General features: G+C 55.7%; 18 protein-coding genes and 2 pseudogenes. 6 read left to right on the top strand and 14 right to left on the bottom strand.

Annotation, left to right across the window (positions count from 1 at the left end; translation table 11 throughout):
* Nucleotides 1-145: 145 nt before the first annotated feature.
* The 11 genes and pseudogenes from NKJ06_RS29130 to NKJ06_RS29080 all read right to left on the bottom strand — a co-directional run bounded on the left by NKJ06_RS29130 (nucleotide 146) and on the right by NKJ06_RS29080 (nucleotide 9,225).
* Complete coding sequence (locus NKJ06_RS29130; protein ID WP_352811580.1) at nucleotides 146-406, bottom strand: transposase; 261 nt, start codon at nucleotides 404-406, stop codon at nucleotides 146-148.
* Between the two features lie 177 nt (nucleotides 407-583).
* A complete protein-coding gene (locus NKJ06_RS29125) occupies nucleotides 584-1,753 on the bottom strand; it encodes a M24 family metallopeptidase (RefSeq protein ID WP_352811577.1) in 1,170 nt (389 codons plus the stop codon).
* Between the two features lie 225 nt (nucleotides 1,754-1,978).
* On the bottom strand, nucleotides 1,979-3,172 hold the full coding sequence (locus NKJ06_RS29120; RefSeq protein ID WP_352811575.1) for a M20 metallopeptidase family protein: 1,194 nt from the start codon (nucleotides 3,170-3,172) through the stop codon (nucleotides 1,979-1,981).
* Between the two features lie 255 nt (nucleotides 3,173-3,427).
* Entirely contained in the window at nucleotides 3,428-3,898 is a 471-nt protein-coding gene (locus NKJ06_RS29115; RefSeq protein WP_352811572.1) for an Lrp/AsnC family transcriptional regulator, read from the bottom strand.
* Nucleotides 3,899-4,176: 278 nt separating this feature from the next.
* Nucleotides 4,177-4,987: pseudogene (locus tag NKJ06_RS29110) on the bottom strand (IS5 family transposase).
* A gap of 330 nt (nucleotides 4,988-5,317) precedes the next feature.
* Nucleotides 5,318-6,052 (bottom strand): aspartate racemase/maleate isomerase family protein, encoded by a 735-nt coding sequence (locus NKJ06_RS29105; protein WP_352811569.1) that lies wholly within the window; start codon nucleotides 6,050-6,052, stop codon nucleotides 5,318-5,320.
* 87 nt (nucleotides 6,053-6,139) lie between these two features.
* Nucleotides 6,140-6,823 (bottom strand): ectoine/hydroxyectoine ABC transporter permease subunit EhuD, encoded by a 684-nt coding sequence (ehuD, locus tag NKJ06_RS29100; protein WP_352811566.1) that lies wholly within the window; start codon nucleotides 6,821-6,823, stop codon nucleotides 6,140-6,142.
* Between the two features lies 1 nt (nucleotide 6,824).
* Nucleotides 6,825-7,481: an ectoine/hydroxyectoine ABC transporter permease subunit EhuC gene (gene ehuC / locus NKJ06_RS29095; RefSeq protein ID WP_352811563.1), complete on the bottom strand. Its 657-nt coding sequence runs from the start codon at nucleotides 7,479-7,481 to the stop codon at nucleotides 6,825-6,827.
* A complete protein-coding gene (gene ehuA / locus NKJ06_RS29090; RefSeq protein WP_352811561.1) occupies nucleotides 7,482-8,267 on the bottom strand; it encodes an ectoine/hydroxyectoine ABC transporter ATP-binding protein EhuA in 786 nt (261 codons plus the stop codon).
* Nucleotides 8,268-8,327: 60 nt separating this feature from the next.
* Nucleotides 8,328-8,654 carry a transporter substrate-binding domain-containing protein gene (locus tag NKJ06_RS29085; RefSeq protein WP_352811558.1) on the bottom strand — a complete coding sequence of 109 codons (327 nt, stop codon included), beginning with the start codon at nucleotides 8,652-8,654 and terminating at the stop codon, nucleotides 8,328-8,330.
* Nucleotides 8,655-8,922: 268 nt separating this feature from the next.
* Nucleotides 8,923-9,225 (bottom strand): hypothetical protein, encoded by a 303-nt coding sequence (locus tag NKJ06_RS29080; protein ID WP_352811556.1) that lies wholly within the window; start codon nucleotides 9,223-9,225, stop codon nucleotides 8,923-8,925.
* Nucleotides 9,226-10,029: 804 nt separating this feature from the next.
* On the opposite strand from NKJ06_RS29080, the gene NKJ06_RS29075 reads away from it, so the two are divergent.
* From NKJ06_RS29075 to NKJ06_RS29065, 3 genes are all read left to right on the top strand, one after another.
* The gene (locus NKJ06_RS29075) at nucleotides 10,030-11,433 is read left to right on the top strand and encodes an aspartate aminotransferase family protein (RefSeq protein ID WP_352811554.1); all 1,404 of its coding nucleotides are present in this window, start codon (nucleotides 10,030-10,032) and stop codon (nucleotides 11,431-11,433) included.
* A gap of 209 nt (nucleotides 11,434-11,642) precedes the next feature.
* Nucleotides 11,643-13,052, top strand: a complete 1,410-nt coding sequence (locus tag NKJ06_RS29070) for an aldehyde dehydrogenase family protein (protein WP_352811553.1) — start codon at nucleotides 11,643-11,645, stop codon at nucleotides 13,050-13,052.
* Nucleotides 13,053-13,211: 159 nt separating this feature from the next.
* Complete coding sequence (locus NKJ06_RS29065) at nucleotides 13,212-13,532, top strand: hypothetical protein (protein WP_352811552.1); 321 nt, start codon at nucleotides 13,212-13,214, stop codon at nucleotides 13,530-13,532.
* Nucleotides 13,533-14,042: 510 nt separating this feature from the next.
* Here the strand turns inward: NKJ06_RS29065 and NKJ06_RS29060 are convergent.
* Together NKJ06_RS29060 and NKJ06_RS29055 are read right to left on the bottom strand one after the other, a co-directional pair.
* Nucleotides 14,043-15,040: pseudogene (locus NKJ06_RS29060) on the bottom strand (IS110 family RNA-guided transposase).
* A 391-nt stretch (nucleotides 15,041-15,431) separates the two neighbouring features.
* The gene (locus NKJ06_RS29055) at nucleotides 15,432-16,355 is read right to left on the bottom strand and encodes a LysR family transcriptional regulator (RefSeq protein WP_352811549.1); all 924 of its coding nucleotides are present in this window, start codon (nucleotides 16,353-16,355) and stop codon (nucleotides 15,432-15,434) included.
* A gap of 97 nt (nucleotides 16,356-16,452) precedes the next feature.
* Between NKJ06_RS29055 and NKJ06_RS29050 the strand changes: the two genes are divergently transcribed.
* The 3 genes from NKJ06_RS29050 to NKJ06_RS29040 are packed head-to-tail and all read left to right on the top strand — an operon-like array spanning nucleotide 16,453 to nucleotide 17,426.
* Entirely contained in the window at nucleotides 16,453-16,671 is a 219-nt protein-coding gene (locus NKJ06_RS29050) for an amidase family protein (protein WP_352811546.1), read from the top strand.
* Nucleotides 16,565-17,086 carry an amidase family protein gene (locus tag NKJ06_RS29045; protein WP_352811544.1) on the top strand — a complete coding sequence of 174 codons (522 nt, stop codon included), beginning with the start codon at nucleotides 16,565-16,567 and terminating at the stop codon, nucleotides 17,084-17,086. The genes NKJ06_RS29050 and NKJ06_RS29045 overlap by 107 nt, the downstream gene beginning before the upstream one ends.
* Nucleotides 17,019-17,426: an amidase family protein gene (locus tag NKJ06_RS29040; RefSeq protein ID WP_352811542.1), complete on the top strand. Its 408-nt coding sequence runs from the start codon at nucleotides 17,019-17,021 to the stop codon at nucleotides 17,424-17,426. Before NKJ06_RS29045 ends, NKJ06_RS29040 begins: the two co-directional genes overlap by 68 nt.
* A 269-nt stretch (nucleotides 17,427-17,695) precedes the next feature.
* On the opposite strand, the gene NKJ06_RS29035 is transcribed toward NKJ06_RS29040, so the two are convergent.
* A partial coding sequence (locus tag NKJ06_RS29035; protein WP_352811541.1) for a hypothetical protein occupies nucleotides 17,696-17,967 on the bottom strand: 272 nt, incomplete at its 5' end.

Here is a 17,967-nt window from a genome sequence, read left to right as displayed (position 1 = left end):
CCTCGGGAAGAGCCGGGTGCGGGAAATCCGCCCGCCCGGATCTGTGAGGGCGAAAGCCGAATGGCTGAGCTACTCGACCACGATCTCAAAGGCTCCGAACATCGTCCTTCACGCCGATCACCGAAAGGTGCCGTCGGGACATCGCTTACGCCTCGGACCTATCCGGTAAAAGAGCAATCGCACCCGAGCGGAGCGCCTTGCGCCGCCAGGCAAACAACGGGCTCACGCCATGCGCCCGCGCCACCGCCGAGACATTCACGCCCGGCGCCCGTGTCTCCTCCAGAATCCGCGTCTTCGCCTCCGCTGGCCAGCGACGGCGCAGCAGTGGCGGGCTCTCATCGAGCCGCTTCGCTATCGCCTCGATGACTGCGAAACTTTCAAGTCTGGGCTTGTGTACAGACTGCAAACCAATCTCCCGCGAAGAATCATTGCGGCAGTGTCCTCGTCTTCACAACTCAGCGAAACATGGGGCCAAATGGACGCTTACATCCCGTCAAACAAGCCGCGTCAACGCGCATGGAAATGAACGCTTACAGAACTACAACGTTGTATCGTGTTGAAAAACAATCGAGCGGCAGCGCGGTTACACTTGGAAGAGCTCCCGAGGAAGGGCGCTGAACGTTTCAACGCCGTTCTCCGTAATGCGAAGTGTTTCGCTGATCGCGTAGCCAAGATCTTCGTCAACCCAGTTCCCAAGCATCAAATGGAACGTCATGTTGGGCTTCAAAACTGTGGGATCGCCAACCTTGAAACTTGAAGTCGGTTCGGTCCAATCAATTCCTATGGCATATCCGCAACGGGATTCTTTGGTAAATCCATGTTTGCCCAAGGCGGTGTTGAAGGCGCTAGCAACTTCGCCACAAGTTGCGCCGGGCTTCGCCACAGCAAGCGCCGCTTCCAAACCAGCAACCTCACCGTCGTGGAGGCGCCTCACGACATCCGAAGGCTTCCCGATTGAGATCGTCCGCATCAATGCCGATGTGTAGCCATAACGCACCCCGGCCAGCTCAATGTTTACCTGCGACCCAGCTTGAAAGCGGTCTTCCGTCCAAGGGATGTGGCAAGTGGACGTACGCGGTGACGCGCAAAGATAGAAACCGGTAATATCGGTGCCTGCTTTGCCGTTGGCCCCGCGGATAAGAGTCGCTATAATCTCCGCGGATGCATCGGCTTCGGTTACGCTTGGCCGCACGACTTCTATTGCGCGCCGCATGCCAGCATCAGCAATAGCTGCTGCTTCTCGCATCACACCAATTTCCAAATCGGATTTGATGCCACGAATCCAAGAAATGGCATTCCCGAAGTCTTTGATTTTTGCCGCTGGCGCCCTTGTCTTGAATTTTTCTAGAGTTTGACCCGAGAGCATTTGAGCCTCGACGCCGACTGTTGATTGACCGCATCCCACATCCAATAAATGATCAATGATAGCATCATAACCATCTTTCGCTGGATTGGCGATTAGATCCTCGGGATAACCGAGCACCCGGGTCCGGTCGACAAACATCTGGTGAATTGCCGCTGCCGCATCCATTTTGCGGGTAATGAAAGTCGGCTCTTCATCCTTGAGGGTGACGATTAGAGCCTGGGGCACGTAACCGGACTTTGAGGTGTAGCCGGTCAGGTAAGTCAAATTCGCCGGCACGATGACGACGAGGGCACTAATTTCCCGCCGTTCCATTTCCGCTTTTACAGCGGCTAATCGTCTAAGGAATTCCTGACGCGGAAAAGCCTGTGTCGCTTTTGGCATTGCCATTACATGACTCCTTCTTGGTCATATCAGTTTCAGTTATGCTTTTCCGGTAAGCGAGCCGGTCTTGTTTGCCACCCGTTGCAGGTGTCGCCTCCCTCACTTTCTCGGCACTCACACGAGCTGCGCGGAGTCCAGCAGAGAGTGGCCAGTTTCGATCTCATCTGCGTTCCCCCAATGCGCTCGCGTGCTTGCTTGCATCGTCCACGCATGCCACCGACGGATGGACTGCTAGCTTGCCGGCTGCGTGTTCAACAGATCAAAGCAGTACTTGATGGCTAGCTCCGTCGTCGGAATGAGTACGTCGTCAGACACAGCAAACGTCGGCGTATGCACGCCCGACTCTTTGCCCGGTTGCCCACTTCCAAAAAGAAAATAGATCGAAGGGACCCGCTGGGAGTAAAAACCAAAGTCGTCGCTTCCGCCAACTGTTGGGGCTTCTGTATAAGCCTCGGCTCCAACCGTCGTGGACACAGTGTCGCGGAAAAGACGCACCATACCCGGGTCGTTGATGACAACAGGTTCGCCGGATACGATTACGACTTCAGCGGCGCCTCGGTGGACTGCCGCAATGCCTTCCGCAACTTCGCGTAGCCGTTTTGCCAATAGTTCACGACGTGTAGGACTCGTTGTCCTGATAGTCCCCTCCATCACTACCGAGGGACAAATAATGTTCGTCGCCGCGCCGCCATGAATTGTACCGATGGTGATGACCGATCTGTCCTCCACAGGCATTTCTCGAGAAACCACTTTCTGGACTTCGTTGATAAATGCTGCTGCGATTGTAATGGCATCTACGCCGCTGTGAGGCGTTGAGCCATGCGCCGCATTGCCGGTCACCATCACAGTGAATTGGTCAGCCGATGTGGTTGCCGCTCCCTCGTGCGCGCTGTACGTACCGAAGGGCATCAAAGGGACCACATGATAGCCAACCGCATGGTCGAAACCTTCAAGAAGGTTTAGTTCGGCAACGGTTCGCCCACCGAGCGGTTCCGCTTCCTCAGCCGGCTGGAACACTACGCGGATCTTGCCCGCAAAATTGCTTCTCATCCTCTGGAAAGCCAGGGCAGTTCCCATAGCGATCGAGGCATGCAGGTCGTGACCACACGCGTGCATAACTCCTCTCACTTGAGAGCGATATGGTAGGTCATCGCGGGCCTCATCAATAGGTAGCGCATCGATATCGCCGCGAACGGCAATCAATCGCCTTCGGCCAGAAGCAGTTCCCTCAATGTCAATGTAGAGCCCCGTATTATGAAATACGGTCGCGCTTGCGAGGCCGAACCGTTCCAACATCTCCTTTATGCGCTGCTGCGTTTTCGATTCATGATTTGAAAGCTCCGGTTCACGGTGCATCGCGTGACGAAGCTCGAGGATCGCATGGCGTTCGGGATCAGTTAGGAGACTATTTACGCGGGAGTTCATGAAAGCCTGCTCCTCTCGATCCGGTTTTGCGGGTATAACTTAGCACCGAAACGAAAAGGGAATCCCTCAATAACGATACTCTGTCGCAGGATTGCGGCGTCCAGGTGACAGTCTTTGCAGTGTTTTGCCGGCAAGGGCAAGGCACACGAGGTTCGGAAAGTTTCAGGCAAAAATGAACGCCGTGCGTAAACCGGGCTCAAGAATTCGGCAACCCTGCTTCGCGACGCTGCGTGAACGTATGGTGGGATAATTGCTTCATCGATGAAATTCTATTGGCACGGCGAAGCTAGCTTTAACGCGGTCCATAACGACCATGGTTTTGAACCCCTTGATATCGTGATTTTCGTAGAAGAAGCGTCGAGTGAATTGTTCGTAGTCCTCCATATCCTTAGCCGTCACGACAAGGATGAAGTCAGCGTCCCCCGTAACATAATATCCGATCATCACCTCGCGGGTATTTCGGATTGATGTTTTAAACCGATCAACTATGTCGGCCCGCTCTCGCTCCAGTGATACCAACACTATCATGGTAACCGGCCGTCCGACTGCCTTAGGGGAGATTATCGAAACATCGGCTTCGATAACGCCTTCACTCCGGAGACGTTTGAGTCTCCGCTGACAAGCTGTCGGAGACAATCCCACCTTATCCGCTAGCTCCTCAGAGGTGAGCCGGTTGTCCTTCTGAACTGCATCAAGCAATGAAGCATCCGCACGATCAAGGTCCATAGCGGTTTCCTGCGAAACGATAGGAGAAGTTGCAAATATCCTGCATAATTTGCCACCCTCCTGCTGTCAATTGTCGTACGTTAGGCATGGACCTCATATTTTGGTCATTTGAGAGGTTAAAGGGGCCACGAAAAACATGGGCCAACGCCGCCTCTCTATAGTTGTGGGTTTCGCCGCTTCTCTTCGCTCGAAATCAGCTGTGCGGGATGCCGAGAACCTCTACAGTGACCGACAGGTTGCGGCGGTTAGAAAACGCGCCTTAGAGTCCGACTCGAAACTCATGATGCCCGCGCCAACCTGCGCGTGAGCAGCATGACGGAGGCGGCATAGAGGAAGACTTGGGCCGATTCGATGGTCGCCTCGAAATCCTTGGCGAGGCGTCGGTTGCGATTGATCCAGGCGAAGGTTCGCTCGACGACCCAGCGCCTGGGCAGGACCTGGAAGCCGACCTGGTCGGCGATTTTCTTGACGACCTCAATGGCGAGGCAGGTGGCGTCCCTGACGCGGTCGGAATTGTAGGCGCTGTCGGTAAACGTGCGTTCGACGAAGGGGAAGGATCTTCGTGAGGCCTGGAGCAGCGGGACAGCTCCGTCCCGGTCCTGGATGTCGGCCGCGTGCGCCTGGAACACCAAGGCCCGGCCGTCGGTGTCGACCATGGCGTGGCGCTTGCGGCCCTTGATCTTCTTGCCCGCGTCGTAACCTCTGGGGCCGCCGGCTTCCACGGTCTTGACGCTCTGGCTGTCGATCACCGCTGCCGAGGGGCTGGCAGCTCTGCCGACCCGCCGCGGTCGGCCATGGCCAGGTGGTGGTTGATCGTCTCGAACAAGCCGTCGCGGCGAAAGCGCAGGAACCAGCCGTAGACCGTGCTTCTCGGGGAAAATCCCTGGGCAGCAGACGCCAGCTGCAGCCGGACCGCAGCACATAGAAGATCGCGTTCACGATCTCGCGCATCGTCCACTGGCGCGGTCGCCCCGTTCTCGCTGCGGGAGGCAGGAACGACGCGAGGATCTCCCACTCTGCGTCGGTCAGGCCGCTTCCATAACGAAGGTGATCGCGGGTATGCTGGCGACGGGTGGCCAGTGTCCACATGAGAATCTCCAAAGGCTTCGACAACCGTTTGGAATCACATTCGGAACTGGCCATCCACCCCTACGCACGAGTTTCAAGACGGCCTCTTAGGTTGTCAGTTTAACTAACTGACGTGGGACATTACGCCGTATGTCAACGCCCGCTGCTGAAAAGGCATCAAGCCTCCCATTCCCGATGATTAGGGAACCAACGATAGAGCCCTTCGATACCTCATAACCGGTAACAGCTTCAGTCACGTTGTCTCCTTCCTCTGCAGCAATTATGCTGTTCAACTTTGCTATGTAATGACTCCGGCGCCAATCTGCTTTTGCCTAACCCGTTTAATTCACGTTACGCATAAGTGGGTATCAAGCCGAGGTCAGACGATATCTGGTCACGCAGCTCGATTTCGCCCAGGAGATCAAGGGCATGCCAAGCCATCGAATTTACGCTCGCAAGAATCGGGCACCCTAAAGTACGGCCTAACCGAGCAAGGTCGGACCTTTGAATGGAAAAAGCAGCACATGAAACGAACAATGCGTCAACTGGACCTTCCGCAGCTAGTGCCATAAGTTCGGTCTTGATGCGGTCGATCGGTACGCGCCCAACGTCATCGTCAGTGATGAGGTTCATCGGCGCTGCTAACGAATGACTGGCAGCTACCTTGACTCCATGAGTTGCGAAGTACGGGGTAAACGCATTGTGCAGCGTGGGACCATATGGGGTCAACAGCGCAATTCGCTTAATGCCGAATCGTTGCATCAGTGCAACTGAGGCTATTGCTGGTGACGTATAGCTCAGGCCCGGGCGAGCTGACTCGAGTTGCCTCAGGAGCGTTTCATTTCCGAGTGCAATTGTACCGGAAGTGCATGCAAACGCGATCAAATCGATCAAGTTCCCGGGCGGCAAAGTATGCAAAAGAACTTTCCAGTCAGGCACGGGGATGAATCCTCCAGCTGCATGGTCCGCTTCATCATAGGAAGTTCGTGTCGTGAACACCCGGACGGGCATTCCCGACATCTCTGCTTTGAAGGCGTCCTCTCCCACCGGATCTGTGGAGAGAGTTATCAAGCCTATGCCTTTCATCTCACGTTCCTTTCCTAGCTTCTAACACATGGATATGGACAACCAAGTCAGCGTTATCGGCACCCTGGATATTGGCTCGCGTCGCTGTCAAAACATTGGTATGTTTTGGTGACGCGTACGTCCCATTCCGTAGCGCCGTTCTAGGTAGTCAAGTGCCATAACGGAGGGGACGCTGACCGCGAGGAAAAACATACCCACCATGCTAATCGGCTCCAGATATCTATAATTGGTATTGGCTAGAATGCGCGCCTCGCCCATTAGCTCGATCACCGTGACCATAGAGAGCAGGGGGGTCTCCTTGAACATCGCTACGACGTAATTTCCGAGTGCGGGCAACATCGGCGGGACTGCCTGCGGGATAATTATGTGCCTCCAAGTCTGCACAGCTGTCAGGTTAAGAGCGGTTGATGCTTCCCAAAGGCTACGATCCACATTGTCGATCCCTGCACGGAAAACTTCGGATGTGTAGCTTGAATAATGAATACTAAGGGTAATAATTCCTGCAGCCAACGGGCTCATGTAAATGCCAAAGTCGGGCAGCACATAGAAGGTAAAATAGAGCTGTACCAACAGCGGCGTGCCGCGCACGAAACTAACGCAGAATCTAATTAATGACCCCCCAGCTCGCCCCGCAGAACGCCGCGCAATAGCAATTGCAAGACCAATTACCATCGCGAGAGCGGAACCCGCGATACTTGCAAACACTGTTATTTTCACTCCTTCGAAAAGCTGCGGCAAGATCTTCAAGGCATATGACCAATCCCATTCCATGTCAGACCCTCGCGCTTGAAGTAGGCTTGAAGCGGCGCTCCGCTGAACTTATGAGCGTCGACAAGATCATTGCCAGAGCGAAGTAGATGATCAATATTGTGATGAATGGAACGGTCGCGTCACCTGTCTGGGTCCGCACGGTCTGGGCACGAAATGTGATGTCCGAAAGCGAGATCAACGACACGATCGAGGTCGACTTGAGCAGCTCAACAGCGCTGTTTGAAAATGGAGGGATCATCAACGGCAAAGCTTGAGGCAAGAATACGTACCGAAGGCGCTGCCAGCGCCCGAGGTTTAGTGCGATGCAAGCCTCGTACTGCTCTCGCGGCAGGGCTAGCATGCCACCGCGGACGATTTCGGACATGTAGGCACCGGAGTTAAGACCAAGAATTAGCACGCCTGCTTGGAACGGTGTCAAAGAAACACCAACAAGCGGTAGAACGAAATAGGCCCAAAACAGCTGCACAATCATCGAGGTGCCTCGGAAGAACTCCATAAACAGCCTCGCCGGGATGCGTAGGCAAGCGGCCTTGGATAAACGCGCAAATCCCACCGCAAAAGCGACAACGGTAGCCAACAGACTACCCAGCAGCGTGAGCTTGATAGTCAACACAACTCCAGCCAAGATGACCGGGAGGAACTCAATCGAAAAAGACATTTAAAGGCTTAGCCCGGCGGCGACAATTTTGCGCAAGAACTGCTTGGTTCGTTCCTGCTGCGGATTGGAGAAGATTTCCCTTGGTGGCCCCTCTTCTATGATGCACCCTCCGTCCAAGAAGAGGACGCGGTCAGCAAAATCGCGGGCGAAACTCATCTCATGAGTAACGAGTAGCATAGTCATGTCTGTCTCTTCTCCGAGCTTGCGCATGACATTGAGGACTTCTTCAACGAGTTCCGGATCAAGCGCGGAGGTAACCTCGTCGAACAACATGATTGTGGGTTTCAGCGCGAGTGCGCGCGCTATCGCCACGCGTTGTTTCTGGCCGCCGGATAACTCGGAGGGCAACGCCTTCGCTTTGTGAGCCATTCCGACCTTTTCAAGAAACTCCATTGCCAAGGACGTGGCCACTTTTTCGGAGAGATCTTGGGTGAGGATCGGGGCGAGCGTGACGTTCCGAAGAACCGTCATGTGCGGAAAAAGATTGAACTGCTGAAAAACCATCCCGATGTGCTTGCGCATCTCATGTAGCTGAGCCTCACGCTGACGGCGGCTCAGGCTCGCCATGGCAGGGCGCCAAAGCGGAGAGCCGTTGATTGAAACGCTGCCACCTTGAATTTTTTCGAGGGTCATCAGGATGCGAAGAATCGTGGTCTTGCCCGAACCGGACCCGCCAATCAACGCCAACTTCTCTCCTGGAGACACGCTCAGGTTGAGACCACTTAGAACGGTATGGGTGCCGTAATCCTTTCGTACGTCGCTGAACTGAATCATTGGGGCGGGCATATGAGGGCTCCTGAAAACGTAGCTTCGCGCCACGTACGAACTTCGTTTCATTCGGGTCGATCACTTCCTGCAAAGTTGCGCTGTAGTGATTTTCTCGACGTCCCGAGCGCTTTCTTCCAGGCCATACTTCTTCATTAGATCCATGTACCTGCCGTTGGCCGTGATCTTTCGAAGCCCTTCGTGGTAGGCATCGCGCAATGCCGCTCTATTCCTGTCGAAGCCAGCGGCAGCGCCGGACTTCGTGTTCTCGATGCGCACAAATTCAAGCTCTGGACGTTCCGCTCTTTTGTAGAGTGCCGCTGTTGAATTGGCATCATTAGCAAAAAGGTCGATTGGCTCGTCCGGAGCAGCTTGAGACCAATCGTCCGCCAGGGAACACGATGACATTCTCGACCTTAACGTCGGCTTCGAGCGCGAACTTCTGTTCAGAACACCCGCCGCACACACCGATTCTCAGATCCAGATCAGCATCTTTGTATGTCTTCACATTGCCAGAAAGAGTGGGCAGTGACGGTGAACGCCTCGCCATTACACGAGACGGGCTCGGAAAAAGGATGGCGTCACAACGCTCAGGCCTAACGAAAAGAGCGCCCGACGATGTTAACGTCGCCCGGTTCGACTTAAGTGCGGGAATCATCGCTCCTTACTCCATAACCTAGCCGGAAAAGTTTGCTGCGCCAACCGCTCCAAGAATGGCCGCGTCCATCTCGGTGCCCCATCCGCCGGGCGTTCCGTCAGGGTTGATTTGGATATATGGCGGCTCGTTGGCGATCGCGATAGTCGCGCGGTTGGACTTCGCTCCGTCCCGACGGCTTCTGCAGTCGCCGCGGGAAAAAGAACCATAACGGCCAGCGCTGCTATTTCCAGATTTGGCTGCTGTCGAGAATTGCCGAAACCGGCCTTCAGTAAAATTGTAAGTGTTAATAGACCAGTCGCGGTTGTCGATGTAGCTGCTCATCAGGGTTCCCCTTGCTAGCGCGCTGCGTCCGATGCTCAGCTGGATTCATACCCCTTTTCATGCGCTCAGATTATTGCAATTATCCTAGGCACGTGCAGGAATAATGCAAATTATGCAAAATGCCGCAGGAAACCTTCACATCCGCACCCGGGGTATGCAGATGCGGGTAAGTGGAAAACGTCCCCCTTTGAGATTCAGGTGCGGCAGGGTTAAAACCTGCGCACGAATACCAATATCCTTTAGCGCTCGCCCGGGGGTGATCGGGATCAGCCATTTGTACTCTGGGCCGATGGCTTTGTGTGTCGGTCAACCCACGCCTGAGTTGCAGTTTGCTGCTCATTTCGCAGCCTCCGAGGCAGAGGCGTCGGATTGGCCTTTGTAAAAGCACGGCTGCAGCGCAACTTTTCGCGCATCGTGACGGCGCGTCTTTGCTTTTCTGACCTGCAGGTCTCGACGCAGAGGAAGCCCGATCAGATTGCCTTAACATAACCAATCGATAATCGAATTGAAAATCGCGTCCCATTCCTTCTATTTGACTCCATATCTTCCTTCAACGCGATTATTGCCCGTTCGAATCCTGCGATGCAGCCTGCAATTTGCAGTATTCCTGCGACGGTTGGTGTGTTTACGCTGTCAGTGAGGGCCGGTTGTACCATACATTTACACGATGGAAATTCGAGGCTTAAGCGCTTGGGCAACGCGATCATCTCGCGTTCCGACTTTCAATGCACGAAATCCTCGCCCCTACGATACCAAACCCAACGACGCCGGCTCGGCAGTATCGCAGCATTAAAAGGAATCAAAATGAACATGGACATTGAGGATATCAGCGAAAAGGACCGGAACGCCGTCATGCATCCTTTCACGCAGCTCAAGGACTTCGCCACAGGTAAACTTGGCGACCCCACGATCGTCGAGACCGGGAAGGGGATCTGCATCCAGGACGCGCATGGCAACCAACTGATTGATGGCTTTGCGGGCCTGTACTGCGTCAACGTCGGCTATGGCCGCACCGAAGTCGCCGAGGCGATCTCGCGCCAAGCGTTTCGTCTGGCCTATTACCATTCCTACGCGGCGCACACCACCGATGAGCTCGCAATCTTGTCCGATCGCCTAGTCAAGATGGCACCGGGAAAGATGAGCAAGGTCTTTTACGGCATGTCCGGTTCGGATGCCAACGAGACACAGGCTAAGCTCGTTTGGTACTACAACAACCTGCGCGGAAAGCCGAACAAGAAGAAGATCATCTCGCGTGAGCGCGGCTACCACGGATGCAGCGTTGTGTCCGGTTCGATGACCGGCATGAGCTTTTATCACGAGCATATGGACCTGCCGCTCCCGCAGATTGCTCATACCGGTGTTCCACATCATTACTGGGGCGCAAACCCGGGCGAGACCGAGCGTGCATTTTCGCTACGGCGGGCTGACGAACTTGACCAGTTGATCGAACGCTTGGGCTCGAACAATGTCGGCGCCTTCATTGCGGAACCCGTGCTAGGTACAGGCGGCATTATCCCTCCGCCAGAAGGTTACTGGGAGGCCATCCAATCTGTCCTCAAGGAACATGACGTCCTGTTGATCGCTGATGAGGTCATTACCGGTTTTGGCCGCACGGGTTCCATGTTCGGCTCGCAGCACTATGGCATCGAGCCAGACCTCATCACGATCGCGAAGGGTCTGACCTCCGCCTACTTCCCCCTCTCTGCGGCCATTGTCGGTGAGAAGGTCTACAGAGTCTTGGAGGACGGCGCTGACAAGGTCGGCGCATTTTCGCACGGCTACACTTACTCGGGTCATCCGATCGGAGCAGCTGCAGCGAATGCGGTTCTCGACATTGTCGAAAAGGAAGATCTCCCTGGTAACGCTCGTGACGTCGGTGCCTTTTTCCAGGCTCAGCTCAGGGAGAAGTTTGAACAGCTGCCGATCGTCGGTGAGGTGCGTGGGGTGGGCCTGATGGGTGCCATCGAATTTGTCGCCGATCGCGAGAACAAGAAGCGTTTCGATCCTGCGCTCAAGGTTGGCGCACGCATCTCGAAGGCTGCTCGCGATCGCGGTCTCATCGCGCGCGCCATGCCACATGGCGATATTCTTGGCTTTGCTCCACCGCTGATCATTTCCAAGGCAGAAGTCGAAGAGATCATCTCGATCGCCGAAAAGGCCGTGCGCTCCGTCATGGACGAACTCGTTCACGACGGCGAGAAGATCTGATCGAGTGTCGGCGCTCTCTCTGTCAGGAGAGCGGCCGAGATCAATGAATAGTGTTCACACTCTACCGCTTACGAAGGGCGATAGAGTGCGCAAGCAAATGGAAATCGTTTCTGAAATAGCACGAACGGACGCGGTCGAAGCGATGGGTCCGCCGCAGGGCGCCTATGATCGCCACCTCGGCGTCGAAACATGAAAGAGGAAGCTGTCGAATGCCCGCCGCCAAACTTGACCTAGAAAAGGAAGTAGAAGTTGTCTCCGTGTTCAGCCCCTATGATGGGTCTCTAATCGGCTCCGTCGACGTGACCCCTGCAAGTGAAATCAATGAGCTCCTTGCTCGCGCCCGATTCGGAGCAGTACTCTCCCGGAACCTACCGCGGCACAAGCGTTCGAGCGTTCTCGAAGGGGCGGCTAAACTCATTGAGAGCCGGCGCGATGCATTCGCCAAAGTGATCGTGCTTGAGGCGGGGAAAACGATTGTTCAGGCGCGAAAGGAAGTGTCTCGATGCGTCAATACGCTGAAGCTATCGGCTGACGAGGCAAGGCGTAACGCTGGTGAGATCGTGCCTTTCGATGCGTATGCGGGATCACAACTACGCCAAGGTTGGTTCACACGTGAGCCGCTGGGAATTATCACCGCGATTACTCCGTACAACGACCCTCTGAACCTCGTAGCTCACAAGCTCGGTCCCGCCGTCGCCGGCGGTAATTCCGTGCTGCTGAAACCGTCGAAGTTGACGCCCTTTTCCGCGATTAACCTCGTCGAAGTCCTTCTGGAAGCGGGCCTCCCTCAAGAGGTCATTACTGTTGTTCACGGTGACAGGGAATTGGTCTCAGCGTTGGTTTCGGCTCGTGATGTGCGCATGGTGACATTCACCGGCGGCTTTGCGACTGGCGAGGCCATTAGCCGCTCTGCTGGCCTTAAGAAGCTGGCGATGGAACTCGGAGGCAACGCACCGGTCATCGTGATGAATGACTGCGACTTTGACAAAGCGGTTGAAGCCTGCGTTTCGGGCGCATTCTGGGCTGCAGGACAGAATTGTATCGGAGCCCAGCGGATTCTGGTCCAGAAGGGGATATACCAGCGTTTTCGCGATGCTTTCGTTGAAGCCACCGAGAAGCTTAACGCCGGGGATCCTTCCCGGGAAGAGACGGACGTCGGTCCGATGATTTCTCAACAAGTCGCAGAACGAACCGAAGCAGCGGTCGATGAAGCCCTCGCTGCCGGCGCCATATTACTGTGTGGCCACCGGCGCGAAGGGTCTCTTTATCGCCCGACGGTGCTCGAAGGTACTCCCACGACCTGCCGCGTGTGGCACGAGGAGGTATTCGCCCCTGTGGTTATGCTGGCACCTTTCTCCAGCCTCGATGCAGCGATCGAACTGGCAAATGGTCCAGAGTACAGCCTACACGCCGGCATTTTTACCAACAGTCTGGCTGTCGCACTAGAGGCGGCAAACAAGATTGAGGCTGGCGGCGTGATGATCAACGACTCCTCGGATTACCGTTTTGATGCAATGCCCTTCGGTGGGTTTAAATACGGCAGCATGGGCAGGGAAGGAGTGCGATTTGCGTACGAGGAGATGACCCAGCCAAAGGTCATTTGCCTTAATCGAGGTTGAACTCTTCGAAGATGGCGAGAGTCAACGGTCTGATGGCGCGTTGGACGCTAGCGGTTACGCCGTCTGCAAATCTGGAGCTATGACGGTGGTCGATCTGCGTTTGAGCTTTGACTCGCTCAGAAGAGTCGGGGCTGGGGACATGCCAGTAAGCGTCAGTTTATGCGCGACAATCACGACAAATACGGAGGCTTTCATGACCTTGAACCTGAGACAAAACGATCTGTGCGTGGTAAGGGCTTGTTTTGTGGCGCCGAACTCGTGGCGGATCGCATGACCAAGGAGCCACTCGACGAAAAGCGCGTCCATGCGGTCGTCGCCGAATGCCTCAGCCAAGGGGTCATTATCGGCGCCACAAATCGCTCGCTGCACGGTGGGCTCAACAATACGCTGTGCCTTTCCCCCGCTATCATCGCTACCTCTGCCGACATCGACCGTATCACCAATGCGATCGACAATGCTTTGACGAAGGTTTGCGCCTAAGAAGATGGAGTAGATCAACAGGCGACCTTTTTGAGGCGAGTCGGCTGACCGCTTTCACCAACTCCCGATGCGGCAAAAAACCGGCACAGCAGCAATCAAGCCAGATGCTCAGTAAAACGCCCAATTCCTGCAATCTCGCGCCAAAACCGCACAGAATGACGAGTTCGGCATGCTATTCTCGCATAAGCATAGGGTAACGAAGAATATTCGACTCGCGACTGCATCCGCGGCGGATGCAAAGCTTAAGGCGATGATCTTTTACGTGCCTCCGCGTGGCAAGGGCTTTCTGATATTGATGACAGGTTGGTCGGGTGCAGGCATGTATTCGGCCTTTGAGTGCGGCCTGTTCATGCCGCTGGCCTTGATGAAGTCCGCGGATCGGATCCCAGACAGGTCAACGCGCTTTTTGAGCGGCACCCACTGAGCGGGTTTTTCCGATCCCGGTTCGACCGTCCGTCATCACACCATCAGCACCTCACCAACCTCTGTGCTTCCTCTGCGACTACGTCACTACGCCGGTGAATCCGCGAAGCGCTTGCCCGTAGTCATCAGCGCCCAGACGATCCGGGCCATTTGTTTGCCAAGGCCACCGCAACGACGTTGTACGGCTTTTTCGCCAGAAGCTCGGCAGCCCAGCGAGTGGGTGCCGCTTTGCCCTTACGACAGAAGCGAAGCACGGCATGGGCTCCCACAACAAGAAGGCGACGGATGTAGGGATCGCCTTGCTTGCTGATCCGCCCGAGCCGATCCTTTCCTCCGGATGAGTTCTGTCGCGGCACCAGGCCAAGCCAAGCCGCGAGTTGCCGGCCGGATTTGAACAGGGAAGCATCTGTCACGGTCGCAACGATTGCGCTGGCGGTGATCGGACCGATGCCGGGGATCGTTTCGAGGCGACGGCTCAACTCGTGCGAACGATGCCAGATGTGAATCTGTCGGTCCAGCTCACAGACCTTCTCGTGCACCTCACGCAATTGCTGTACCAAAAGAAAGAGGGCCGATCGGGCAAGCGGGGGAATGAGGTCGTGCCCCTCGTCCTCAACCAACGCGACGAGCATGCTCAGCCCTGTAGCACCCTGACGAGTGATGATGCCCAACTCCGCCAAGTGGCCGCGCAAGGCGTTCACCAGCATTGTCCGCTGCCGGATCAAAAGCTCGCGGACGCGATGCAGCATCAACACGCTCTGCTGCTCCTCGCTCTTTGTCGGAACAAAGCGCATCGTCGGTCGCGTGACCGCCTCGCAGATTGCCTCGGCATCCGAAGCATCATTCTTCTGCCGCTTCACGTATGGCTTGACGTATGACGCAGGCATCAGGCGAACCTCATGCCCCAGAGCCGTGAGGACACGAGCCCAGTGATGGCTCGTTGCGCAGGCTTCGATGCCGATCAAGCACGCCGGCAAGGATGTAAAGAATGCGACTACATCCTCGCGACGCAACTTCCGGCGGACAACCACTGCGCCCTGCGCGTCAACGCCGTGCACCTGAAACACGTGCTTGGCGACATCCAGATGGTGCTAACCTTCTCCATGGACGGCTCTCCCTCATGTGACTTTCGACAGCCACACTTTGGCACATTGCGATGCCGGGAGCGGAGGCCGTCCACCTCATCAGGTCAGCAATTCCGGCGTCTTTTCCACCCACCGCCGACAACGCGCAAAACCCGGCACCCATATCGGCCCCTTGGTCGACGACCTTCAGCTGAACACGGACAGCGACTGCTAGGCGGTAGACTGCCAGCGCCGAGCGCTCATCATGTAAGTCCCAAACGCTATCTTTCCCAATGTGTAATAAAAAATTATCACAGATTGGTTTTGCACTCTATATTCGTGGTGACGTTCCTCCAAGGCCTCGTCAATGCTGTCCTACCTTTTTTCCGGACGTACCGAGCAAAACAGCCCCTCAGCTCCGCGCCATGGTCAGCTCGGGGCCAACCTCGTTGAAGAAGGCTTGAGCAACATTTGTGAAACGCCGCAGGAATAGGGGCTTCGCGGCTCCATACCGATCAGCAACCATTAAACGTGGCACTGGAACGTCATCGGAAATGGGTTTGCGAATTACTTCGTCGCTGTCGGGGCTCCCTCTGCCAATTGGTTTCATGTTCAATATCGAAAATCCAAATCCGCAGACCACGGCCGCACGCACTGTCTCATAGCTGCGGGTGCGAAAGGCAATCCTCGGTCTCGGGCCTGCAGCATCGAATAACGCGAGTAGCCATGCGGATGATTGTGGAAGGTCAAGCAATATAAATGGCCTCTGCGCAAGTTCTGAGAGGCACACTACCGAACGCTGCGCGAGCGGATCGTCGGCACGAATCAGGGCATGCGCGGGGACCTTAGCTAGAATTGTAGCGTCGTCCGGCAAGCGCGGACCAATATCGTATGTCACGATCGCGTCGACGACGTTTGCCTCCAGCCAATCAACAAGTTGAGGTTGTTCGCCCTCGTGGAGCTCGATCTCAACATCCACACCCTGGGTGAATCGTCGAAGAAGCTCCGGCATGAACAACGCTCCGAACGGTTCGAAGCATCCAATCCGCAAGACAGGCGGCATTCCAACGGTGTGCCGATCCAGGGTCCTATCAAACTCAGCTTCCGCGGCAAGGAGCCGCCGTGCAGACGCGACGAAGTGATCCCCCGCAGGTGTGAGCTCAACACCGCGGGATGGGCGCCGGTCAAAAAGACGGGCGCCAGCCTCCGCCTCTGCCTGCGAAAGAGCGGCAAGTATGGAGGAGTGGGCGATTCGGCACTGCCGGGCGGCGGCGGCGATCGAGCCGGTATCGGCAACAGTGGCTATGTAGCGCACTTGGCGGAGCGAGAGGTTCATCAGTGCATTCTATGTATGGCCTTGTGCCATATTATGCATTTTATAGTCTTTTTGCTTTGGAGCATAGTGTCAAAAAAATGACAAGGGATTTCGCACGGTGAGCATTCAAGACGTTGTTATTCTGGATGGTTCCGAGCTTTGTGCCGCAGAATTTGGGGTTACACGCAATCCGTGGGACCGAAGTCGCACTCCCGGAGGGTCTTCGGGAGGTGCGGCTGCAGCGGCTGCCAGCGGTGAGGGCGTTCTGCACCTGGGGGACCGATGGCGGCGGGTCAATACGCATTCCGGCCTCTTTCACTGGCATCGTCGGGCATAAGCCGACCTATGGCCGGGTTCCCGCTTATCCCCCAAGTTCATTCGGTACCGTGGCCCACATTGGGCCGATGGCGCGCACCGTTGCCGATGTCGCCGCGATGCTAAATGCCATGTCCGGTCATGATCCCAAGGACTGGACCCAGCCCACGCAAGCCTTTCCGAATGTTTCCCTCCAAGAGATCAATTGGTCTGGCAAGCGAATTGGGTACTGGAGCACGCCATGCGTGGGTGGGGTGCACCCAGAAGTCGCCGCCGCAGTTGACGGTGTCATGAATAATCTGGAGAACGCAGACGCAGTAGTTACCGAGATAATGCTTCGGACAGGAAAGTCTATTAGAGACGTTCTATTTGTTCTGGTTTGTTGGCGCGGCCAACAGATTGTCCACAATCGATCCTCAAAATCATTCATTGCTTGATCCCGGCTTCACTAATGCCGCGCGTCTCGGCGAGAAGTTCACCGCGGTTGAGCGCATGCAGGCTGAACTGCGAAGAGCTGGGTTCGGCGCAAAGATGGATGCGCTTCTTGATGACTTTGACTACATTATGTCACCCGCCGTTCCCATAGCCGCCTTTGTGGCTGGCAGTGACGTTCCTGCTGGAAGTGAAGTTGAAAACTCATTTGAATGGTCTTCCTTCAGTTTTCCGATCAATCTGAGCCAACAACCAGCTTGTTCGGTTCCTTGTGGATTAACATCAGAGAATCTTCCCATCGCTTACAAATTATTGGGGCGCGCGGGGACGATGAGGGCGTGCTGAGTGCAGCCCTCGCCTACGAACGGCTTTACACGGATCGCTTTCTCTCGCGGAGAGGAACTTGGCCCAGAATTATTGGAGGAACTGCCATGCCTTGATGAAGGCGGCCCGTTGGGGCACGTGTCGGCGTGCTCGATCAGATGCGACTGTTCGATATCCTGTCGTATCTCGCAAGGTTTGGGCCTTAATGCGTGGCAAGTTCAAATCACCCGCTATCTCGTCGCGCGGCCCGTGTTCCCCCAGGAGGTCAAGTGCGTGCCAAGCCATGGAGTTCACGCTGGCCAGAACTGGAAATCCCAAGGCTCGACTAATTTGGGCAAGGTTCGGTCGGCGTATGGAGAAAGCTGCACAAGATACAAACAACGCATCGACAGAATCTGTGACCTCCAGTAGCGTCCCAAGTTCGGCCTCAATACGATCCTTGGAAACGCAGGAGATGTCATCGTCAGTGGGATCATGTCCCAGGGAGTGGTGTAGCTGACGGCTTGGTCGCCGCGCTCTCCGGCATGGGCCGGACTGATCAGCGCGCCACTGCCGGCAGGCT

This window comes from Mesorhizobium sp. M0293 (genome assembly GCF_040321735.1).
Taxonomy (GTDB): domain Bacteria; phylum Pseudomonadota; class Alphaproteobacteria; order Rhizobiales; family Rhizobiaceae; genus Mesorhizobium.
Note: the sequence above shows the minus strand (reverse complement) of the source record. Positions and strands in the feature narration are given on the sequence as shown.

What these genes read in the sequence shown, in the direction of transcription:
- NKJ06_RS29125 (WP_352811577.1), bottom strand. Translation starts at nt 1,753, where the DNA reads ATGGCAATGCCAAAAGCGACACAGGCTTTTCCGCGTCAGGAATTCCTT.
- NKJ06_RS29120 (WP_352811575.1), bottom strand. Translation starts at nt 3,172, where the DNA reads ATGAACTCCCGCGTAAATAGTCTCCTAACTGATCCCGAACGCCATGCG.
- NKJ06_RS29115 (WP_352811572.1), bottom strand. Translation starts at nt 3,898, where the DNA reads ATGGACCTTGATCGTGCGGATGCTTCATTGCTTGATGCAGTTCAGAAG.
- NKJ06_RS29105 (WP_352811569.1), bottom strand. Translation starts at nt 6,052, where the DNA reads ATGAAAGGCATAGGCTTGATAACTCTCTCCACAGATCCGGTGGGAGAG.
- ehuD (WP_352811566.1), bottom strand. Translation starts at nt 6,823, where the DNA reads ATGGAATGGGATTGGTCATATGCCTTGAAGATCTTGCCGCAGCTTTTC.
- ehuC (WP_352811563.1), bottom strand. Translation starts at nt 7,481, where the DNA reads ATGTCTTTTTCGATTGAGTTCCTCCCGGTCATCTTGGCTGGAGTTGTG.
- ehuA (WP_352811561.1), bottom strand. Translation starts at nt 8,267, where the DNA reads ATGCCCGCCCCAATGATTCAGTTCAGCGACGTACGAAAGGATTACGGC.
- NKJ06_RS29085 (WP_352811558.1), bottom strand. Translation starts at nt 8,654, where the DNA reads ATGTCATCGTGTTCCCTGGCGGACGATTGGTCTCAAGCTGCTCCGGAC.
- NKJ06_RS29080 (WP_352811556.1), bottom strand. Translation starts at nt 9,225, where the DNA reads ATGAGCAGCTACATCGACAACCGCGACTGGTCTATTAACACTTACAAT.
- NKJ06_RS29075 (WP_352811554.1), top strand. Translation starts at nt 10,030, where the DNA reads ATGAACATGGACATTGAGGATATCAGCGAAAAGGACCGGAACGCCGTC.
- NKJ06_RS29070 (WP_352811553.1), top strand. Translation starts at nt 11,643, where the DNA reads ATGCCCGCCGCCAAACTTGACCTAGAAAAGGAAGTAGAAGTTGTCTCC.
- NKJ06_RS29065 (WP_352811552.1), top strand. Translation starts at nt 13,212, where the DNA reads ATGCGCGACAATCACGACAAATACGGAGGCTTTCATGACCTTGAACCT.
- NKJ06_RS29055 (WP_352811549.1), bottom strand. Translation starts at nt 16,355, where the DNA reads ATGAACCTCTCGCTCCGCCAAGTGCGCTACATAGCCACTGTTGCCGAT.